Origin of the sequence: Pedobacter zeaxanthinifaciens (assembly GCF_003313335.1) — a bacterium.
Classification (GTDB): domain Bacteria; phylum Bacteroidota; class Bacteroidia; order Sphingobacteriales; family Sphingobacteriaceae; genus Pedobacter; species Pedobacter zeaxanthinifaciens.
The window spans coordinates 1-21,079 of sequence record NZ_QMHP01000003.1; the positions used below are offsets into that span (position 1 = coordinate 1).

The 21,079-nt window shown below is 37.7% G+C and carries 14 protein-coding genes; 10 read left to right on the forward strand and 4 right to left on the reverse strand.

Translation table 11 applies throughout. The features are described 5' to 3' along the window. Positions 1–936 precede the first annotated feature (936 nt). From DUT68_RS04910 to DUT68_RS04935, 6 genes are all read left to right on the forward strand, one after another. Positions 937–1,881, forward strand: a complete 945-nt coding sequence (locus DUT68_RS04910) for an outer membrane protein assembly factor BamD (RefSeq protein WP_113636339.1) — start codon at positions 937–939, stop codon at positions 1,879–1,881. Between the two features lies 1 nt (position 1,882). Further along, positions 1,883–2,209: a DNA-directed RNA polymerase subunit omega gene (locus tag DUT68_RS04915; RefSeq protein WP_113636341.1), complete on the forward strand. Its 327-nt coding sequence runs from the start codon at positions 1,883–1,885 to the stop codon at positions 2,207–2,209. A 135-nt stretch (positions 2,210–2,344) separates the two neighbouring features. Then, positions 2,345–3,547, forward strand: a complete 1,203-nt coding sequence (gene coaBC / locus DUT68_RS04920; protein ID WP_113636343.1) for a bifunctional phosphopantothenoylcysteine decarboxylase/phosphopantothenate--cysteine ligase CoaBC — start codon at positions 2,345–2,347, stop codon at positions 3,545–3,547. A gap of 20 nt (positions 3,548–3,567) precedes the next feature. Then, the gene (gene porD, locus DUT68_RS04925; protein WP_113636345.1) at positions 3,568–4,467 is read left to right on the forward strand and encodes a type IX secretion system protein PorD; all 900 of its coding nucleotides are present in this window, start codon (positions 3,568–3,570) and stop codon (positions 4,465–4,467) included. A 510-nt stretch (positions 4,468–4,977) separates the two neighbouring features. Continuing rightward, positions 4,978–5,355, forward strand: a complete 378-nt coding sequence (locus tag DUT68_RS04930) for a BlaI/MecI/CopY family transcriptional regulator (protein ID WP_113636347.1) — start codon at positions 4,978–4,980, stop codon at positions 5,353–5,355. Positions 5,356–5,357: 2 nt separating this feature from the next. Then, positions 5,358–7,376 (forward strand): M56 family metallopeptidase, encoded by a 2,019-nt coding sequence (locus DUT68_RS04935; protein ID WP_113636349.1) that lies wholly within the window; start codon positions 5,358–5,360, stop codon positions 7,374–7,376. Positions 7,377–8,003: 627 nt separating this feature from the next. Here the strand turns inward: DUT68_RS04935 and DUT68_RS04940 are convergent. Continuing rightward, complete coding sequence (locus DUT68_RS04940) at positions 8,004–10,424, reverse strand: outer membrane beta-barrel family protein (protein WP_113636351.1); 2,421 nt, start codon at positions 10,422–10,424, stop codon at positions 8,004–8,006. 181 nt (positions 10,425–10,605) lie between these two features. Between DUT68_RS04940 and recN the strand changes: the two genes are divergently transcribed. The 3 genes from recN to DUT68_RS04955 all read left to right on the forward strand — a co-directional run bounded on the left by recN (position 10,606) and on the right by DUT68_RS04955 (position 14,327). Next, a complete protein-coding gene (gene recN, locus DUT68_RS04945) occupies positions 10,606–12,258 on the forward strand; it encodes a DNA repair protein RecN (protein WP_113636353.1) in 1,653 nt (550 codons plus the stop codon). 34 nt (positions 12,259–12,292) lie between these two features. Further along, entirely contained in the window at positions 12,293–13,036 is a 744-nt protein-coding gene (locus DUT68_RS04950) for an energy transducer TonB (RefSeq protein WP_113636355.1), read from the forward strand. A 61-nt stretch (positions 13,037–13,097) separates the two neighbouring features. Next, positions 13,098–14,327, forward strand: a complete 1,230-nt coding sequence (locus tag DUT68_RS04955; RefSeq protein WP_113636357.1) for a carboxypeptidase-like regulatory domain-containing protein — start codon at positions 13,098–13,100, stop codon at positions 14,325–14,327. A 56-nt stretch (positions 14,328–14,383) separates the two neighbouring features. Here the strand turns inward: DUT68_RS04955 and DUT68_RS04960 are convergent, their stop codons facing one another. Together DUT68_RS04960 and DUT68_RS04965 are read right to left on the reverse strand one after the other, a co-directional pair. Continuing rightward, positions 14,384–15,781 carry a Gfo/Idh/MocA family protein gene (locus tag DUT68_RS04960; protein WP_113636359.1) on the reverse strand — a complete coding sequence of 466 codons (1,398 nt, stop codon included), beginning with the start codon at positions 15,779–15,781 and terminating at the stop codon, positions 14,384–14,386. A 20-nt stretch (positions 15,782–15,801) separates the two neighbouring features. Beyond that, positions 15,802–16,632, reverse strand: a complete 831-nt coding sequence (locus DUT68_RS04965) for an endonuclease/exonuclease/phosphatase family protein (protein ID WP_113636361.1) — start codon at positions 16,630–16,632, stop codon at positions 15,802–15,804. Between the two features lie 125 nt (positions 16,633–16,757). Between DUT68_RS04965 and DUT68_RS04970 the strand changes: the two genes are divergently transcribed. Then, the gene (locus DUT68_RS04970; protein WP_113636363.1) at positions 16,758–17,828 is read left to right on the forward strand and encodes a PA0069 family radical SAM protein; all 1,071 of its coding nucleotides are present in this window, start codon (positions 16,758–16,760) and stop codon (positions 17,826–17,828) included. Positions 17,829–18,288: 460 nt separating this feature from the next. Here the strand turns inward: DUT68_RS04970 and DUT68_RS04975 are convergent, their stop codons facing one another. Then, on the reverse strand, positions 18,289–20,823 hold the full coding sequence (locus DUT68_RS04975; RefSeq protein ID WP_113636365.1) for an ATP-dependent Clp protease ATP-binding subunit: 2,535 nt from the start codon (positions 20,821–20,823) through the stop codon (positions 18,289–18,291). Positions 20,824–21,079 lie beyond the last annotated feature (256 nt).

Here is a 21,079-nt window from a genome sequence, read left to right on the forward strand (position 1 = left end):
GTCTTAATGTTCCGCCTCAGTTCTGCACATCGTTGTTCCAGTCTTTTTTTTACCGTTACCGAACTCCGTCTGGCAACTCCCGTTTCGTTTGGGACTGCAAAGGTAGGAAACTTTTTCTTTTCCGCAAATAAAAAATAAAATTATTTTTTACTGCCTTTCTCCACCTCATCTCCCCCATTTCCCTCTTCCTTCAAACCTCCCAACTTCCTTCCGAAGCGGAGTGCAAAGGTAGCAAAAATTAAAACCCCTGCAATACAGTAGTAACTATTTTTTTGGTAAATAAATACAACACTCTGGAATACAGCTTAAAAAATTTAAAAGTTATATAAACAAAATCCCGAAAACGTTGTTTACGCCCAAAATTATAAGATTACGAACATCAATAGTATGCTGCATAGTATCAGCTGACTTTATAAAAATGGCTAGTATAATATTATTCATGTTCATTAGCTTGATTAAAATGTTGCGCCTACTGTTTATATATATTAAATAGATTGGAGACGATATATACATTATATGAGTTAACATATCACGTATCACATAAGGAATAGCACACACAGCGAGCAACTGTTTTATAACTTGGCATTTCCACTATACAGAATAGTAGCTATTGGTATATATATAATGTATTGCGATATGCGATACAAGAACAGTTTTTTAGACGCTTTGGATTGACAACGTTTATAGCAGCATTGGTATTGCAAAATAAACCCGATGATAATGGAAAGCCCGCATCCCGATTGCAAAGAGGGAGCGGACTTGTAATGGACAGCGGGGCTGCAGCAGATAGGAGCAATGAAGCATATTTCCCTATCTTTCTATATGTATATGCTCTTTGTTAAAATTTGTTAAGTATTTTAAAGCTGAAAACGGTTTAACTAGCTTAGCCTTTATTATTTAATTGACGTTATCGTATTATTACCTTATCTTTGCAAAATGTTTAAAATTAAACACCTTATTATTTCTTTCGTTGCGGTAGCTATTTTAGGCTTAGGAGCTTGTAAAAGTCGTTTCGAGAAATTGCGTTTAAGTAACGATGTAGCCAAAAAATATCAAGAAGGTATTAGGCTTTACAATAAGAAAGATTACTCGAAAGCGTTGATTTTATTTGAGGGATTGGTACAGAAATATAGAGGTACGGCCGAAGCTGAAGATTTGAACTACTACTATGCTTATACTTTGTACCGTTTGAAAGACTATACGACGGCGAGATATAAGTTTAAAGAGTTTGCTGACACTTATCCGGCAAGTAAAAACGCGGAAGAGTGTAGATATATGGGGGCTTATTGCTACTATTTGGATTCGCCGAAATCATCTTTAGACCAGGAGAACACTTATAAGGCAATTGATGCGTTGCAGTTATTTATTAACCTTTATCCGAAAAGTGATAGAGCTACACAGGCGGCACAATATATTGCCAACTTGAGGGACAAATTAGAAAAGAAGGCATTTGATAATGCTAAATTGTATTACGATTTAGGCGGTTACGATGTAACTAATTACAAGGCTGCTGTAGTTGCTTTGAAAAATGCGCAAGTTGAATTTCCTGATATTAGGTATGCAGAAGAAATGAATTTGTTGATTGTAAAGGCGCAGTTTATGTATGCAAAGAATAGTTTTCCTGCTAGACAAGAAGACCGCTTTAACGAAGCACTTGACTATTACAACGAATTTATTGAAGCTTATCCTAGCAGCAAGTATGCCAAAGAAGCTAAGCAACTGAAAGATGATAGTGAAGCTGGCATTGCCAACGCGAAGAAGATATTAGCTGAAGAGGCTGCAATGATTGCCAAGTACAAAGCGTTAGAAGAAAGCGATAAGGGCAACAAAAAGAAAAAAGATACGACTAACAATAATTTAGATATTAAAACACAAAAATAATATGAGTACTCCAAAACCAGCTATTCCAAATACTACGGTTACTAGAAATGTTCATGATTTGGATAGATCGACTGATAACATTTACGAGTCGTTAGTGATTATTGCTAAAAGAGCTAACCAGATTTCGAACAACATGAAAGAGGAGCTACACGGTAAACTAGCGGAGTTTGCTTCATCTAACGATAACTTGGAAGAGGTTTTTGAAAATAGAGAGCAGATTGAAATTAGCAAGCACTACGAGCGTTTGCCAAAACCAACGCTTATTGCTATGGACGAATTCTTGAATGACAAGGTTTACCACAGAAACCCTAACAAAGAGCAAAAGTAACAGTTGCGCAGCGCTTTAATGCGTATGCGGTAAACCAACATAAGTATAGCCACAGCTGCACAAATTAACATAATTGTGTGCCTGTGGCTTAAATGCTTTTATGCCTATTATTTTTTAATTTATATTTGCTTGCAGATGTTAAAACATAAAAATATTCTATTAGGCGTATGTGGCAGTATTGCAGCCTATAAATCGGCAGTATTAGTGCGGTTGCTTGTAAAGGCTGGTGCTAATGTGAAAGTAATTCTTACTAACGATGCTGCCAACTTTATTACTCCATTAACTTTAGCTACGCTTTCTAAAAACCCGGTATACACACAGTACTTTGAAGCCGAAACAGGTGTTTGGAGTAACCATGTGGAGCTTGGCCTATGGGCAGATTATTTTTTGGTTGCTCCGGCCAGTGCCAACACAATTGGGAAAATGGCAAATGGGCTTTGCGATAATTTACTTACTGCCGCTTACTTATCTGCCAAGTGCCCCGTGTTGTTTGCGCCAGCGATGGATTTGGATATGTGGCAACATGAAAGCACTCAAGAGAACATCAGCAGGTTGCAGCAATTTGGTAACATTATGATTGCCCCCGGAACCGGCGAGTTGGCAAGTGGCCTACATGGACAAGGACGAATGGCCGAGCCAGAGGAAATTGTTGCTTTTTTAGCTACTGAAATTTCGAAAAACCTACCGCTATTAGGTAAAAAAGCACTGGTTACTGCCGGACCAACGTATGAAGCCATTGATCCTGTGAGGTTCGTTGGAAATCATTCGTCAGGAAAAATGGGGTTTGCCATTGCTGAACGGTTGCAGGAGCTTGGCGCAACAGTAACCTTAATAGCGGGACCAACGGCATTAACAACCACTAAAGCTATTAATAGAATTGATGTTTTAAGTGCCGAAGATATGTTGCATGCTTGTACTGCAAATTTCGCCGACAGTGCTATTACTGTGATGAGCGCAGCAGTGGCTGATTACACTCCGGTTGAGGTAGCTCAGCAAAAAATCAAAAAGAAAGAAGAACACTTTAGCATTGAACTGAAGAAAACTACTGATATTTTAGCTAGCTTGGGCAATGTAAAATTGGAAAATCAAGTGTTGGTAGGCTTTGCTTTGGAAACGGCAGATGAAGACAACTATGCCAAAGATAAACTACAGCGTAAAAACTTAGATTTGATTGTGCTCAACTCTTTGAATGATAAAGGTGCTGGATTTAAAGTGGACACCAATAAAATCAGTATATTCAATAAAAACTTGGAGAAAATCACTTTTGAAACCAAGAGCAAAACAGAAGTAGCCAAAGATATTTGTAATGAAATACTAAAGCTCGTTAAAACTAGTTAATATCTAAACTGAAAAACCGAATGAAAAAAACTATTGGATTGTTATTAATGGCATTTGCTGTTTTTGCTGCAAATGCGCAAGAGCTAAATACACGTGTACAGATTTTGGCTCCAACAATTACCAACGCCAATAGACGCAACTTAGATGTTTTGCAAACAGCGATTAGGGATTTCCTGAATAATAACAAATGGACTACTGAAACTTACTTACCGCAAGAAAAGATTGATTGCAATTTGGTAATTAATATCACGGCGTGGGATGGTAATTCGAGTTATACGGGAGAAGCACAAATCCAATCAAGCAGACCAGTTTACGGTAGCTCCTACTCTACTACCTTACTTAATATGAGTGATAAGGATTTCAGCTTTGCTTTTAGCGAGGGACAATCCTTGGATTTCTCAGACCAGAACTTTATTAGCAACTTAAGCTCATTATTGGGTTTTTACGCCTACACAATTATAGGATTAGATAAGGATAGCTTTAGCAAACTAGGCGGTACAGCCTACTACCAGAAAGCACAAAACCTTGTAAATGTTGCGCAAACTGCGGGCGGAAAAGGTTGGCGACCATCAGACGGTTTGAGGAATAGGTATTGGTTAAACGAAAACCTCCTTAACAATTCTTTCAAAGGCTTAAGAACCTTTATTTACGAATATCATTTAGAAGGCTTGGATCAGCTCCAAGAAAATAGCAGTAACGGTCTAAAAAACATTCTATCTGCCCTTTCAGCGTTGAGGCAGTTTGATAAGCAAAAGCTGGGGTCGATATTTCCAAATGTTTATTTTGCCGCAAAGGCTGAAGAAATTACCAACGTACTTTCGATGGCTGATTTTCAGGACAAGAATAAGGCCTATAATTTATTAGTAGACATTGATCCGCCGAACACTACCAAATACGACGGGCTGAAAAAGCGCAACTAGGCCTCTCGAGCCTGTTTAAAAAGTGTATTTAAGTCGCTATCAGTGGGCCAATGCATTGTAAAGGCTCAACCTCAAGCTGCTGCATTTCTTTAAAGCAACCCAATTTATTTTCAAAAAACTTCATAGTACATGCAACATAATGGAGTTTTTTGCTACTTATATTTAACGTTAGTTCGGGTTAAGTACTTTTATAATTATTTAAAAATTTGCATTAAACATTTTTTAGCTCGCCGCCACTGGGCTCTTACTTTTTGACCGCAAAAAGTAACAAAAACTCTCGGTTGCTTATTTTTCTTTCAAAGAAAGTGCTTTGGCTTATTAGTGCAACCCGAAAAATAAGAGACCGAAAATTAGCTGAACGAAGATTTGAAGCGCTATCGGCAGCAAACAGCATAATTCTCTTATCCCGAACTCATGCTATAGTTAACTAACATTTTAAAAAATTGTTAAAATATTTGTTTATACGAAAATGTTCGTATATTTGAATACGAAAAAATTCGTAGTATAAAAATGAGCAACAATAACATCAAACCTACCGACGGCGAAATGGAGATTTTACAAGTGCTTTGGGAAAAGGGCAATTGTACCGTTAGAGAAGTGCATGAGGCATTAAACAAAAAGGACTCAGGCTATACCACTACTTTAAAGCTGATGCAGATTATGCATGAGAAAGGGCTAGTGGGAAGAGACACAAGTTCAAAAACGCATGTTTACGAGGCCATTGCCAGCAGAGAAACTACACAGCAACATTTGGTAAAGAAAATGATTGACAATGTATTTAACGGATCTGCAGCAAGGCTAGTAATGCAAGCTTTAGGCAACAAAAGTGCAAGCAAGGAGGAGATAGATTTAATCAAAGAATATTTGAATAAACTTGAAAACAAATAATTATGGAGGCCATTGTTAACAATCTTATTAAAGCCATTGGCTGGAGCATTTTACATTCTTTATGGCAAGGCGCAATTATTTTTGCTGTTCTTTTCATCCTTCTTTCTGTTAAAACAAAAGTAAGTGCCAAGTTAAGGCACAATTTTTCGATAGTTGCTCTGTTTGCTACATTTACAAGCTTTTGTTTCACTTTTGCTTCGCTATTTAATTTGCCCAAGCAGGCAGCTGGATCTTCGGATACGCAACTAACGAACGAAATGCTCCTACAGTTTTATAACTTAAGTAACAACTGGAGTTTTAAAACCGAACGTTATTTCCCAATTATTGTAGCGCTTTATGTGCTTGGCATTGGATTTCAATTAACAGTTTTGATATCAGGCTACGTAAAGTTGAAAAAACTTAAAAAATCGCACATTGCCCCAATTCCTAGCGAATGGTTAACTGTAGCTGCGCAGACGGTTGCCAAATTAGGAATCTCCAAAAAAATCCAGTTTTACTTATCGGACCGAGTAAATGTACCAGTAGCATTAGGCTTTTTAAAACCAGTGGTTCTTTTCCCCGTAGCATTGGTTGCACAGCTTGATATTAAGCAAGTGGAAGCTATACTGATTCATGAACTTTCGCACATTCGAAGAAACGACTATGTTTTAAATCTGATTAAAACCGGAATTGAAACGGTGTTGTTTTTCAATCCTTTTGTATGGCTCATCTCCAGATTCATACACATTGAACGCGAACATGCTTGCGATGATTTAGTAGTAAACTTTACTGGAGAACCCGTTACCTATGCTCATGCACTTTTGAAATTAGAGCTCATTAAAGACAAAATGCAACCTGCCCTTTGTTTAGCGGCAACGGGTAAAAACCAACACCTTTATCAACGTATTAAAAGAATTACTAATATGAAAACCAATTACATGAATGCAAAGCAAAAAATACTTGCGCTTTGCTTAACCTTAGCTACCGTTATTTCATTAGCTTGGATTAACCCCACAAAAAATGAGATAGCCAGTGTTAAAACTACAAAAGCTAATCTTCGAAAATTGCTGACTTCAGCGGAAAAGCCTAGTAGTTTGGTTTGCCTGGCAGATACCGATACTGTAAAAAATAAAATTGTTAGAGAAATTGTGATCAAAAACAAGGATGGCAAGCGGACGGTTTACCAGTCGTTAGATGAAATGCCTGACAGCGTTAGAGAACGAGTTTTAGAATTAGATAAAAAATTCAATTCGCCGGAGTGGAAAGAACACATTGCTAAGATTGAACTTAGAGGAAAGGAGCTAGATCAACAATTTAATTCGCCAGAATGGAAAAGAAAGATGGCTAAAATTGAGCTTGACGCCAAAAAAATGGAAAAGAAGTTCAATTCGCCAGAGTGGAAAGAAAAGATGGCCAAAATGGAGCTGAACGCAGAGGAAATGGCAAAGAAGTTCGACTCTCCTGAATGGAAAGCACAAATGGCAAAGATTGAACTAATGGGAAAAGAGCTGGATAAAAAATTCAATTCGCCAGAATGGAAAGAACACATTGCCAAGATTGAGTTGAATGCGAAAGAAATGGAGAAAAAGTTTAATTCGCCAGAGTGGAAAGCGAAAATGGACCAAATTGAGCTTCAAGGTAGGGAACTAGATAAAAAATTCAACTCGCCGGAGTGGAAAGAGAAGATTAAAAAGATTGAGCTTGATGCCAAAAAAATGGAACAAAAGTTAAACTCGCCGGAATGGAAGAAAAAAATGAAAGATATTGAAGAGCTTAGAAATTCTCCTGAATACAAAGAGCTTCAAGAAAAATACGAAAAAGATTTAGAGCAGTTGAAAAAGAAAAAAGGCATTTCAAGCGATAAGGCATTCTTATTACTTGATAGTTCGTTGCCAATACAAATAACTAATTTACCGATGATTGCGCTAGCGCCTGTTGAGAAAGTTTTTGTAACCGCTCCAACTGCAACACTCAACATTAACCCGACGGTTGATTTGAATAAAACCATTAACTTGCAGTTATTTAAAGATAAAAACAAATAAACCAAACAAATGAATACCGTTAAGGGGTGGGAGTTTTACTTCTGCCCTTTTTTGTTTTGTAAGCTTTTATTGTGGTAAGGTAGATTTAATGCTGAAATAATTGCTTGCTAGAGATTGCTTCGTTGTACCTCCTCGCAAAGACGCTAAATGGCTGCGATTTCAGAGATGATCGCTAGCAAATAGCATAATTTTCCTATGTCGTACTTATGATAGGTTTGATCCAGAAAATAATTGCTTGCCAGAGATTGCTTCGTCGTACCTCCTCGCAAAGACGCTAAATGGCTGCGATTTCAGAGATGATCGCTAGCAAATAGCATAATTTTCCTATGTCGTACTTATGATAGGTTTGATCCAGAAAATAATTGCTTGCCAGAGATTGCTTCGTAGTGCCTCCTAGCAAAGACGCGAACGGCTGCGATTTCAGAGATGATCGCTAGCAAACCGATGAAATACTGCTGGTTGTAAATTAAGCGGGATAGCAGTGGAAAGCCCGCAGGCAAGGGCCTGATTAGGGAGCGGACTTGAAACGAATAGCCCGGCTACAGCTGCCAAACGGTTGTGCCACTCACTTTCTAATACATAAAAAAGCCGAGCTACAATGTAACCCGGCCCACGGTATATCAATTATTAATTACTCGATTTTTTGGTATCGTCGTTACTGATACTGCGTTCACTTTTCTTGATGGAGCTTTCCAGCTTTCCGAATTTCCAATTAAGACCGATATTGATTCTACGGAAGAAATTTTCACGGATACGCTCCTGTGTAAAATCAGGTCCTTCGGTAATGTTTCTGTAAGCCCTAAATTTTTGGAATGGATTGGCCACCATTGCGGAAAGGGTCAATTTATCTTTAATGAGATCCTTACTACCACTAAATCCTATAAAATAATAGTCGTTAGATTTGCCTTGAAGCATGATATTTGGCGCACTATAGCTTAAAGACAAGCTGGCTTTCCAAGTGTTTTCAAACTTATAGCTAGTGTTTAAGCTGCTATAACCCGTAACTCCGCTATTTTCTTCGGACACACCATTTACCATACCGTCAATCCATATCATGTTTAAATTAGCACTAGCATTAAGATTCCATTTTGAAGTAATAGGATAATTAAAGTTAGCATTTAAGCCCAAAAGCCTGTCCTTTCCAATATTTAAAGAGGTGATACGCGTTAAATTTTCAGCTGCTATGTACTGGAAAACTCGCTGCTGCGTGTTGTTTGCAAAATTATAGCTGAGGCTTAGGTTGAGTGAACCTTTTTTGAAATTACTGTAAGTTACTTCGAAATTATTACTTAGTACCGCCTCCAAATCAGGATTACCAACATATTCGAAATTTGGCCTTGACCTATCCACAAATGGATTAAGATCCCAAATACCTGGGCGTTGAATGCGCTGGGTGAAACCTAAACTAACACTTTGACTGTTCTTTAATGTACGGTTAAAAGACACCGCAGGGATTAAGTTAAAATATTTGGTTTTAACCTCGGTATTGGTACTCTCAAATAAACCTGTAACATAAGTTCCTTCCAAACGAGCGCCTGCTTTAAAAGTCCAGTCCTTTAGTTTGAGCACATAAGTATTATAAACGCTGTAGATATTTTGATCGTTACTGTAAATGTTGCTTTGGCTCGGATCAAGTACGTAATTATTTGTGGCGCTATTGAACACCGAAGACTGGAAGTTAGCTTGCCCTGTTCTTAAAATTGCCTTCACTCCTGCTTCAACGGTAATTATTTTGAAAGGATTTACATAATCAACTTGTGCAGTTTGCTCTTTTGATTTGCTGTTGTTATCCTGTATGTAATTATTTATAGAAAAGCTTGGTTGAGCCGAAGAAAAACGGATATCGTTAAATTGAGGCTCTTTATTATCAAAAAATTTGTAAGAGAAAGTCAACAAGTGCTCTTTTTTATCCTTAAAACCTTTCTGATAATTCAACGTATAATCGGTTCCCTGCCACTTGTAACGTGTACGCGAAGCCATGTTGTAAGCCGTTGCCGTAGCACCATCTTTGATATCAAAGCTTTGGTTGAGGTTCTGATCATTGTATCCTCCATAAGGATTGATTTCGGCAGTAATTAAGTTGAGCGAATCAATTTCATAGCTCAGCTCGCCGCCGCCCCAAGCCCAAACGTTATCGATACTTTGTAGTCCTTCAGAGTATAGCGTAGATTTAACGCCATTGGTTTGCGCAATTCGGGTATCGATATTTCTAATACCGTTTACCCTCCAAACCCCAGTACCAGCATATAAATTGGCACCAAAATTACCTTGTTTAATGGTTAAATTTGCATTTCCGCTAGGTCCACCTGGTATTTGGTAGCGTGTGTTGATGTTACCATTGTATCCGTTATCTACTTTCCTGGAAGTAACAATATTGATGATACCTGATAAACCTTCACTTTCATATTTAGAGGGAGGCGTTGTAATTACTTCTATTTTTTGCACGCCATTAGCAGGCATGTTGCGTAAAAACTCTTTCGGGTCGCGAGTTAAAATACCCGAAGGTTTGCCGTTAATTAAAATCCTGTAGTTGCCCGTTCCTTTCAATTTCAAGTTATCATCAGCATCCACAGACAGTAAGGGCACTTTACGCATCATATCTAAAACTGTAAGCACCTTGCTTTCAGGATCTGCCTGGGTATCGTATACAATTCGATCTGGCTCTTGCTTGATGATTGGTTTGCTGCCCACAATGGCAACCTCATTCAAGTCATTGCCTTGGGTTTTCATTTGGATTTTTCCCAAATCAATATCGGTATTGAGTTTAACTGGAATTTGCTTCGACTTGTAACCTAAAGAGCCAATAATCACCGTGTATTGTCCGGCGTTTACTGCAGCAAAAGAAAATTTTCCTTGCTCATCGGAAATGACGCTTTTAATTACTGTTGAATCTTTTTTTAGAGCGATGGTAAAATATTCGCCTGGTTTTTGAGTTAGGCTATCTACCACTATACCTTTTAATTGGTGCGTTTTTTCTTGTGCTTGTAGGTTGGTTAACTTAATGCTAAGAAGTATCAGTAAACAAGAAAAAAGGAAAATTTTGTTCATTTTTAAATAGTAGGTTTATTGAGCAATGCTTACTTACATCACTACTCAACAGACGCAGGGTTTATAGAAACGTTGCACCAAATGCCATATAAAAACATAAAACCTTAAAAATGAAAACTATAATTTATGTTGATGGCTTTAGTTTTTTTAAGCTCTGCGTTTTGTTAATTTAGCAGAAGATATGCTACAAAAACTTTCGATACGGAACTATGCCTTAATTGATACGCTAGAAATAGACTTTAATAAGGGGCTAAATATCATTACAGGTGAAACTGGCGCTGGAAAATCAATTATTTTAGGTGCACTATCTTTGATTTTAGGCCAACGTGCCGAAAGTAGATACTTTTTTAATCAAGATAAAAAGTGTGTAATTGAAGGCAGTTTTTCCTTAGCAGATGACACATTAAAATCGTTATTTGATGAGCGTGACTTGGATTTTCAACAAGAAACGTTGTTGCGTCGAGAAATATCAATAGATGGAAAATCAAGGGCTTTTGTAAATGATACACCCGTTAATTTGAGTACACTGAAGTTAATTGGAGAGCAGTTGATTGCCATCCACTCGCAACACGCAACGCAAGAAATTAGCAGTGCAGATTTTCAGTTGTTGATTTTGGATGCATTGGCAGACCATCCATCTTTATTAAAAAATTACAAGCAGGGATATAAACAGCTCAAAACGGCAGAGCAAACATTAAAAGAGTTACAGCGCCAAACTAGCGAAGCAAAAAACAAGCAGGATTATGAGCAGTTTTTGTTTAATGAACTAGAGCAGGCTGCATTAAAAGAAGGGGAACAGGAACAACTGGAACAGGAACTGGAAAAGTTAACCCATGCTGAATCTATTAAACGTGCCTTGTTAGCCAGTTCCAATCTGCTTAACGACAGCGAAACCGCAGCAACCATTTTATTGAAGGAAGCTGGTACGCAGTTAAATGGAATTGAAAAATTTGATGCCGAAATTGCTAATTTAAACGGTAGAGTTAAATCGGCCTTAATTGAACTAAAGGATATTGCGAGTGAAATTGCAACTATTGAAGCCAATACGGATTACAATCCGCAGCGTTTAGAGGTGATACAGGAACGATTGGATTTATTTTACGGACTTCAACAAAAGCACAGGGTAAATACCAATGCCGAATTGTTGGCTATACAAGAGCAACTTTCTACCAATTTAAATGCCTTGTTAAATAGTGATGAGCAGCTTGAAAAGCTGAAAATGGAAATTGAGCAACTTCAACAACGTTTATATTCGGAGGCCGAGCAATTACATAACAACAGAAAAAAAGCCATTGCCGTTGCGGAAAAGGAAATAGATAGTGCTTTGATTAAAATGAGTATGCCCAATGCACACATCAATTTTCAATTGGTACAGCTATCACAGTTAAATGCTAATGGATTTGATGAAGTGCAGCTTCTATTTACTGCCAACGCCGGACAGCAAGCTGCACCAGTTGGAAAAGTAGCATCAGGCGGTGAGCTTTCGAGGTTAATGTTGGCGGTAAAAGCTTTGCTTGCTAAACATACTTCGTTACCTACGTTAATTTTTGATGAAATTGATACCGGAATTTCTGGAGAAACTGCGCTACGTGTTGGCGAAGTAATTGATGATTTGGCGAAAGACATGCAGGTGATGGCCATTACGCATTTACCTCAAATTGCAGCCAAAGGACAGTCGCACTACTTCGTTTACAAAAATGAACTAGCTGATAAAACTACCACCGGTATTAAAAAATTAGCGGAAGAAGAACGTGTAAGTGCGATAGCGGAGATGTTAAGTGGAAAAAACCCGGGAGCATCTGCATTGCAAAATGCTAGGGATTTGTTAAAGTAGTATGGAAATTCGATTTTTTTGACATCTATTCTTTATGAAAAGAATTTTACTTATTTGCATTCTATATTTATTATCAACAACTGTTTCAGCTCAAAAAGATAGTATCGAAGTTATCGTTGACACATTAACTTTCAATGGTATTGTTGTAGACGAATCTGAAAATCCTTTAAAAAATCTGAGGGTGAAAACTCTTTATTCAAAAAAGGAAACGGTTACCGATGATGGTGGAAATTTTATTTTTCGCTCCCTTAACGCTAATGAAAGAATAATGATAACCGTGGGTGATAGAATCTTGTGGGAAAATGTCAAAGGTAGTCGATTCATAAAATTTAAGGTTAAAGCACCCACAGATTTCAACTTAAACATGCAATCATATGGCTTTCGCGAATACGAAATAAACGCTAAAAGAGCTTTTCCTAAAACTAGAAAGATTATAGAAAACGATTCCGTGGTATATCCTTTTGATTTTGAGGGACATTTTAATCAGCCATCATATGCCGGCGGGTTGGAAAAATTTTATAAATATCTAATTCAAAATATAATATATCCAGAAAAGGCAATCAAGAATAATGTTGAAGGTTTAGTAAAAATTTCATTCGTGATAAAAAAAAATGGAGGATTTGGTGACATTGAAATCATAAGAGATATTGGGTTCGGCTGTGCCGAAGAAGTAATTAGAGTTTTGAAAATGACGGAAAAAAAATGGAACCCTGCAAATGATATGACTTCAATTGATCAAAGGATTATTTTCGAAATCCCTTTTAAACTTAAAGACTAATAGCCTACGAAATTTTCGTAAATAATTCTTCTATAAACTAAAATATTAGTTACCTTAGGGAATGAGTTTAAAATCAAGATTACTTATTTCACTGCTGCTAACGACAATAAAACTTTCCTTTGGTCAGGCAACTTTTTCTATCAATGGTACTGTACGTGATGATAAAGAAACCATACCCGGAGCTGCAATTTACCTTAGTGGCACAAAAATTTCCACGATCAGCAATAATCAGGGTAAATTTAGCATAGCGAATTTACCTGCTGGGAATTACGATTTATTGATTCAAGTGGTAGGCTACCTTCCCTACGCAAAAAGCATTATCATAGCTGGCAAAAGTGTTCAGGTTGATGCCACTCTAAAAGCAAACACCGTAACCTTAAACGAAGTAGTAATTAAACCAGACCCTAACCGGTTGGCATATCTCAATTTATTTAAGGACTACTTTATTGGTAGAACACCAAATGCAAAAGAGTGCAAAATTTTAAATAGCGAAGTATTGCTTATCGATTATGACAAAAGAAACAGGTTGCTAACGGTAAGTAGCAATGAGTTTCTGATCATCGAAAATAAAGCACTCGGTTACCGCATTAAATATCTTTTACAAAACTTCGAATACGATTACAAAACAAACATCGTTTATTTTGCCGGTTTTCCTTACTTCGAAGAACTGAAAGGCTCAAAATCGAAAATTAACAAATGGAACAAAAAGCGGAACATAGCCTATCTCGGCTCTTCGGGCCACTTCTTCAGGTCTCTTTATGATGGTACAGCACAAAATGAGGGATTTGCAATTCACAAACTGGCCACTATCGATAATAAAAATAGAAAGCCGGATAGTGTAATAGCCAAAAATATCCGACTACTATCCACTGGTAATAAGGCAATTAATGTGATAACTTTTAATAAAGATGATTCTTTAAATTATTGGCTTAAAGAACGTAGCAAGCCAAAATCTATGTCTGTATTAAATAGAGCAAACGTATTAGCGGATACTTTGGTAAAAACTTACAATAACGATTTAAAGTACATTAACTTTAGCGACGAGCTTTTTGTGATGTACACTAAGGAAAAAGAAACGGAAGAATACAGACAGCTGGGCTTTTATGTGAGCAGATCACCCGACATGGGCAATTATCAAACTTCCTTAATTAATTTGCGAGAGCCGCCTATTTACTTTTACAAAAATGGCAATATTGCTAACCCGAGAAGCTTTTTGTTTAAAGGATTTTGGGCCTACGAAAAAATGGCTGATGCAGTTCCTTTGGAATTTACACCTTTACCGATAAAATAAAAAGCTGAAAAAGAGCGATTATGGGTTCGCTCTTTTTCAGCTTAACTGGATGCTATTTACAATTTGATTTCTTCTAGCTTTTTGGTTTTCCTACTTTTCTCTGCCATAAAGCCCATAATGTGACTCTCGATAGAATCATCAATAGTTGAAGTAAGCATTTTAGGGTCCTGATGCGCTACTGCTTGTACAAAATCCCTAACTAAGAACCAATCACCACCGCCATGGCCTGAATTGGTGTAGCCTTCCACATCTTCGGCTTTAGGCTTAAATTTCACCTGTTCACCTGTTTTAAAATCAGTAACTACCAACTCTTCCATGTCGCCAACCATATCGCCCATGGCACCAAAAATACGGGTACGCCTGCCGTGATAAGCCGTAAATGCTTCCATTGAGAAACTAGCTGTTATACCATCTGCAAACTGAATATTGGTGATGTAATGATCAGGTTGGTCATTATCCATGCGGTAAACGCAGCGACCATAATCAGAGGTTTTCAATTTCTCCAGCACATATTTTTGCTTATCTGCTTTATCTTTTAACTCCGTTGGAATATCCAATACACTTACCCTCGACAGTTTATCGTGATAGGCTTTAATTGCCGAATAAGGGCATTCACGCTCCACTTTACAACCATCGGTGCATCTTGCGGTGCTTCCTTGTGGCGCATTTTCCTGCTTAAACCAGGTCAAATCGCCCATGGCTACAATTTCTTTACTCGGTTTATTCAACACCCATTTTATAATGTCCAAATCATGGCATGATTTAGCCAACAAAATTGGCGTAGTTTTTTTGGAATTATGCCAGTTGCCACGCACATAAGAATGTGCCATATGTGTGTGCTCAATTGGTTCCAAATGTTGTACGCTAAGCACCCTACCCACTGCTCCTTTAGCAATCAATTCCTTCATTTTTACAAAGTAAGGTGCATAACGCAACACGTGACAAACCGCCACTATACGACCTTTCTTTTTTGCCAAAGCTAAAATATCCCTACATTCCTTTTCGGTTGGAGCGATAGGTTTTTCCAATAAAATATCATAGCCCATCTCCAAAGCTTTCATACATGGAGCGTAGTGCAAATCATCTGGTGTTGATATGATTATCGCATCAGCAAATTTTGGACGCTTAAAAACATCTTCCCAAGTATTAAACCTATTTTCTTGCGCTATGCCGTGAATTTTTGCATACTTATCGTTTCTGAATGTATTTGGCTCTGCTACACCAATAATTTTTAAATCATTTGGAAATTTAGCTGCGTACCCACCGTAAACATTTCCTCTATTACCGGCTCCCAAGGTAATTGCAGTTACCGTTTTAGCTAAAGGTTTATGGTTCGGATTGGCAGGTAATTCGTATGAATAAGTGTTATCGGCAATTTTCCCTAGCGTTTCGGTGCTAATAATAGCTCCGCCTAAACTAAGGCTCAGGGTTTTGATCAGGCTTCTACGATTCATGTTGTTTTGTTATATTTTGATTATGGTTTCAAGTTAAAGGTAGCCATCAATGGTCTGTGGTCTGAAGCATAGCTTTCTGCAATTACTTGATGCTTCACTAACGGCCAACCCCAATTTTTAACGGCGATATAGTCTATGGTTCTATTGGGATTGGTTTCGGGAATAGTACCTTCGCAATTTGCAAGGCAAGTGCGTTTAAATTGGGTGTCGAGTAAATTGATGGCCGCAGTACCAGCAACGCTATTCAAATCGCCACATAAAATTACAGGTAGTGTTTCTTTTTCAAAAGTTTTGAGTATTTCCTGCATCTGCACCTCTCTATTTGCTGGATTACCCGTGGCATCTAAGTGAGTATTGGCAAAAATGAACGGCATTTTGTTAACACTTATTTTCACGAAGGCGAGGATTCTCTCTTCGGCGGTATTTTTTTGCGGTAAAGGAATGTAAGTGGGTTGCTCAAAAGGATATTTACTTAAAATGGCAATACCATAGTCGCCACCATCGTAGTTGATTGCTTTAAAAAAATGGTAATATTTCAATCCCGCTTTTTCTGCAATCAATTGAATTTGACTAGCGTTGCCACTGCGTTTGGTAAATTGATCCACCTCTTGTAAAGCTACAATATCGGCTTTACTCTCAACTATCACTCTTGCTATAGCATCAATATCAATTACATTTTTTTTTGAAGGAGGATTAGCATGATGGATGTTATAAGAGAGTACTTTTAGAAGAGCTTCGTTTTTTGACATTCCAACTTTTTTTGAAGTACCGCAACCCGATGCCACAATTAAAAACAATAATCCTCCAAATAGGCAAAGCCTTAATTTCATTTTATTTCGAAAACGCTTCATTATGTTTCTAATTGTTAAGCAATTTAAAAATTTTTAATTAATTGAAGAATACATTTTAAAAATTAAAACAATAAAAAAATCAAATAACTCTTAAAAAATGCTAATATTTTTAGTAATTTCACCTTATGGATTTGGATAAAAAGCAGCAAGAGTATTTGGACGGACGCGGCGCACAAGTGAACACCATCAATAAATTCCTAAAAAACAGTCTTAGCAAAGAACATGTTGAAGCAATTGATGATTGGGAAATTAGCAAAGAAAAAACCGCTTACATTATTGGCAGTTCTAAAAGCATTGTTAATAAAGTTGAAAGCCCAGATGTAGGTATGATGTATTCTTTAAACCCCTACCAAGGTTGCGAACATGGATGTATTTACTGCTATGCCCGCAACAGTCATGAATATTGGGGCTTTAGTGCTGGTTTAGATTTTGAACAGAAAATTATTGTTAAACAGGATGCACCGGCTTTATTTAAAAAATTTATTGAGAAAAAAGGATGGGAAGCTTATCCCATTAGTCTTTCAGGAAATACAGACTGTTATCAACCTTGTGAGCGAAAATTCAAGCTTACCCGGCAGGTACTTCAAATAGCATTGGAGTACAAACAGCCAATTTCGCTGATTACAAAAAATTCGCTGATTTTGCGTGACCTTGATATTCTGCAAGAAATGGCCAAGCACAATTTGGTTTGCGCTTTTGTTTCTATTACAAGTTTAGACGAGCAGTTACGCCAAAAACTTGAACCAAGAACAACTACCGCCAAACAACGATTGAAAGTGATTGAGCAACTGAGCAATGTTGGTGTGCAAATGGGTGTAATGGCAGCGCCGATGATTCCAGGTTTGAATAACCACGAAATCCCAAATATTTTAAAAGCAAGTGCCAACGCTGGAGCTATTGCCGCAGGTTACACTGTGGTAAGATTAAATGGCGTAATTAATCAAATATTTGAAGATTGGTTGAAAAAGAACTTTCCAGATAGGTTTGATAAGGTTTGGCATCAAATACAGGATTGCCATGATGGGAATGTAAACGACAGCAGGTTTGGTACAAGAATGCGAGGCGAGGGGAATTTTGCGCAGTTGATGAACCATACGTTTAAGTTGCATTGCAAACTGAATGGGCTAAACCTCAAACCAATGGAATTAAACCGATCCGCATTTAAAATTCCGCAAGCACAAATAAGCTTGTTTTAGGTTCATACGCTGCAGAAAAAGTGGGCGTTAAAAGCATGACGGAAAGCGTAAGTACCGTCACCCTGAATTTATTTCAGGGTCTGTTAGATTTTAAGTCCCAAACCTTTTATCATTTGCTCGCCTTAGTTTGGATATTATACACAAAAAAAGCGAGTGCTAAAATCCAATGACCGTGGAGCATACAGGCCCTTAGCAGATTATCCCATCATCACTTAAACCTTGTAAGTTCCAATTACTCCGTGAAGCTGCTTTAAAACTGATGCTGATCCCGAACATTCGGGACAGCATGACGGAAAGCGTAAGTACCGTCACCCTGAATTTATTTCAGGGTCTGTTAGATATTTTAAGCCCCAAACCTTTTATCATTAGCTCGCCTTAGCTTGGATATTACACAAAAAAAGCGAGTGCTAAAATCAAAATTATGATTGCTGCACTCGCTTGAATTATGAAGTTAAAGGATTTAAGCTCCTTCTTCTTTCTTTTTCTTTTTACTTGCTTTCGATGAAGAAATTACGATTTCTTCTTTTGTTGTGTCGTAGTTTACTTCTAACGTATCGCCTTCGTTAACCTCGCCTTTCAAAATTTCTTCAGCAATTGGATCTTCCAAGTATTTTTGGATGGCACGTTTTAAAGGACGAGCACCAAATGCACTATCAAAACCTTTGTCTGCAATGAAATCTTTAGCTTCGTCAGTTAACTTGATTTCGTATCCTAAAGAGAGTACTCTTCCAAATAATCCTCTTAATTCAATATCGATAATTTTGAAGATTTCCTCTTTCCCTAACGAGTTGAATACCACTACGTCATCAATCCTATTCAAAAACTCTGGAGCAAAGGCACGTTTAAGTGCATTTTCAATTACCCCTCTGCTGTGCGCTTCTGTTTGGCTAGTTTTAGCGGTGGTTGAGAAACCAACACCAGCACCGAAATCTTTCAACTGGCGGGCGCCGATATTAGAAGTCATGATGATGATCGTATTTCTAAAATCAACTTTCCTACCCAAACTATCGGTTAATTGACCTTCATCAAGCACTTGCAATAAAATGTTGAATACATCCGGATGGGCTTTTTCAATCTCATCCAATAACACTACTGAATATGGTTTACGACGAACTTTTTCGGTCAGTTGTCCACCTTCTTCGTAACCAACATATCCTGGAGGCGCTCCCACTAAACGAGATACGGCAAATTTCTCCATGTATTCGCTCATGTCAATTTGAATCAGCGAATCTTCCGCATCAAACATGAAACGAGCCAACTCCTTAGCTAATTCAGTTTTACCAACACCTGTAGGACCTAAAAAGATGAAAGAACCGATTGGTTTTTTTGGATCTTTTAACCCTGCCCTGGTACGTTGAATTGCTTTGGTTAATTTCTTAATTGCTTCATCCTGACCAATGATTTTATCTGCAATGGTGTCATACATATTCAATAGCTTATTGCTATCGGTTTGTCCAACACGTTGCAATGGAATACCGGTCATCATCGAAACCACTTCCGCTACGTTATCTTCAGTTACTTCGTAACGCTTGGTTTTAGTTTCTGCTTCCCACTCTGCTTTAGCCTTATCTAATTCTTCAAGCAGATTTTTTTCTGTATCGCGTAATTTGGCAGCCTCTTCGTATTTCTGGCTTTTTACTACACGGTTTTTCTCTAACTTGATATCTTCGATTTTGCTTTCGATAGCGATGATGTTATCAGGAACGTGGATATTGGTTAAATGTACCCTCGATCCAGCTTCGTCCAATGCATCAATTGCTTTATCTGGTAAAAATCTATCAGTAATATACCTAGAAGTAAGATTAACGCAAGCATTAATGGCCTCCTCAGTATAAGTTACACCGTGATGCTCCTCATATTTCTCTTTGATACGATTTAAAATTTCGACAGTTTCATCAGGTGTAGCTGGCTCAATCATTACCTTTTGGAAACGACGATCAAGTGCACCATCTTTCTCAATATACTGGCGATATTCATCTAAAGTAGTGGCACCAATGCATTGAATTTCGCCCCTGGCTAAAGCAGGTTTAAACATGTTTGAGGCATCTAAAGAGCCTGAAGCGCCACCTGCACCAACAATGGTATGAATTTCATCGATGAATAAAATCACATCGGTTGATTTCTCCAACTCGTTCATCACCGCTTTCATACGCTCTTCAAACTGACCGCGGTACTTGGTTCCAGCAACTAACGATGCCAAATCTAAAGTAACTACGCGTTTTCCGAAAAGCACTCTCGAAACCTTACGCTGTACAATACGTAATGCTAAGCCCTCTGCTACCGCACTTTTACCAACACCCGGCTCGCCAATTAAAATTGGATTATTTTTTTTCCTACGTGATAAAATTTGAGAAACACGTTCGATTTCTTTTTCACGACCTACAATGGGATCAAGTCTACCTTCTTCCGCAGCACGTGTAAGGTCTCTACCAAAATTATCTAAAACTGGTGTTTTGGATTTGATATCCGAAACTTTCTTAGGTGCGGTAAAGCTTTCCTCTTCTTGATAATCATCATCGCCTCCGGCAGTACCACCACCTTGAGCTTCATCTTTGAATCCGTTTTTGTTCACTTCAACTTCTTGCTTAAAAATTTCGTAATTAATACCATACTGTAACAAAATTTGTGAAGCAATGTTGTCATCGTCTCTTAAAATAGACAATAACAAATGCTCAGTACCTATTAAATCACTTTTAAATATCTTAGCTTCCAAGTAGGTAATCTTCAAAACTTTTTCTGCTTGCTTGGTTAATGGGATGTTACCCAAATTAACCGTAACGCTTGAGGTTCCCCTAACGGCTTCCTCAATTGAACGGCGGAGCTTCAACGTATCAACCCCCAAAGATTTTAAAATCTTGATGGCCATACCATCCCCTTCGCGTATAAGGCCCAACAACAAGTGCTCAGCTCCTATATAATCGTGACCTAACCTTAGGGCTTCCTCCCTACTGAAAGAAATCACATCTTTTACTTGTGGTGAAAATTTAGCTTCCATAATATGTATGTTATCGGGACGACACTAAACTATAAATTTGTTTTATAAATACGGCGCCTCGATTTTTATATTTTTATCAACAATTACGCCATATTGGTGGAATAAAGCACTCTTGTATTATTCTATAAACACCGAAACACAATAAATATGTTGTAGTTAAGGCTTTTGTTACCCTATTTAAATAAGATTTTTACATTAATATATACGGCAACGCACTAATTGTCGGTTTTTTGTAAGCTTTATTACTACCGGTTTA